This window comes from Vibrio sp. Vb0937, from assembly GCF_033338855.1.
Genome location: NZ_JAWOTK010000263.1, coordinates 1 through 1,259, shown reverse-complemented (window position 1 = coordinate 1,259; position 1,259 = coordinate 1). Strand labels below are relative to the sequence as shown.

2 protein-coding genes are annotated in these 1,259 nt (G+C 45.1%); both read right to left on the bottom strand.

All coding sequences use genetic code 11. From position 1 onward, the window contains the following. Positions 1–640: glutathionylspermidine synthase family protein (locus R7P67_RS24945; RefSeq protein WP_318086334.1), on the bottom strand; the 640-nt coding region annotated here is incomplete at its 3' end. A 2-nt stretch (positions 641–642) separates the two neighbouring features. Then, on the bottom strand, positions 643–1,212 hold the full coding sequence (locus R7P67_RS24940; protein WP_318086335.1) for a DUF1190 domain-containing protein: 570 nt from the start codon (positions 1,210–1,212) through the stop codon (positions 643–645). Positions 1,213–1,259 lie beyond the last annotated feature (47 nt).

The window sequence follows — 1,259 nt, the reverse complement described above, 5'->3', positions numbered from 1 at the left end:
CACCAATATCTTCGACGTACACAAAAGCTGTCGCTAGCCCCGCCTCGCGCGCGCAATCTTCTAAATACTGGACAGTCGCTTTATCTTCTTCTGTGTACTTGCAACAGCTAAAGTGGAGAGTTTGTCCCGGTTGATATTTGGCTATCTCCGCAAAACGCTCAATCAGAAAGTCTTGAAGAATATTGAATTGATCCGCAGCTTGATGAATTCGACCTTTGTTAACTACATCTTCCAGCCACACCCATTGCCAAAAACCCGTTTCAAACAAACTTGTCGGTGTATCGGCATTGTTTTCGAGTAGCTTTGCTGGTGATGTTCCGTTATACGCAAAATCCAAACGAGAATAGAGCGAAGGCTCTTTTCGTTGCCACGAAGACGCGACCTGTTCCCACATCAACTCAGGAATCGCACATTTCGTCAGTAGTTGCTCACAGCGAACCACCTCATCCACAATAGACAAGCACATCTGATGCAATTCTTCAGTGGGAGATTCTAGGTCGTGCTCGATTTGCTCCAGCGTAAATTGGTAGTAAGCACTCTCATCCCAATACGGTTGCCCATACATAGAATGAAAACCAAAACCAAACTGGCGTGCTAATTCACGCCAGTTTTCTCGTTCTTGTATCTCTCGTCGAAACATAATCAACCGCCACGACTGACCGAAACCGCTTTCCCGAATCCACCTCGAGACATGGCTCTACCAATAGTTCCGCCCCCACGTTTGTTTAAACTACTGGTCGCGACTTTGGTCGACTGGTTACGATAGGAGCCAAAAAACTGGCCTGCACCGTTATAAAACTTGGACTTATAGCGGTACATCGGTTCCGAATAATAACTCTTGTTGTAACCTTTCAAATCATTAACTGAACGACTATAGAAAAAGCCGCCAAAATGAGGGACATAAGCACGAGAGCCTGAGCTGTAGTAACAATCGTCTTCGTAAAAGTCGTTTTCACATTCGAATTCATTGTTATAACGAGGAGCATTTCGTTCAGCACGAGCCAATGCCTCTTGGTAAGCTATATCACACTGCTCACTAAACTCTGGCGAGTTGGATTTACATTCATCGGCGTCAGAAAAAATGTAGCCTTCAGTCTTTGATTCTTGGGTCGCAAGGAAGAAAATTCCGCCAAATGCCGCGAACGGTATGATTTTTCCAAGCTTTAAGCTTTTATCCATGGAAGAACATTTAACGTTGGAACTGCGCTTCATCGTTCCTCCCAGTACGTCATACAAGCAGCATTCAACATGCCGACCGA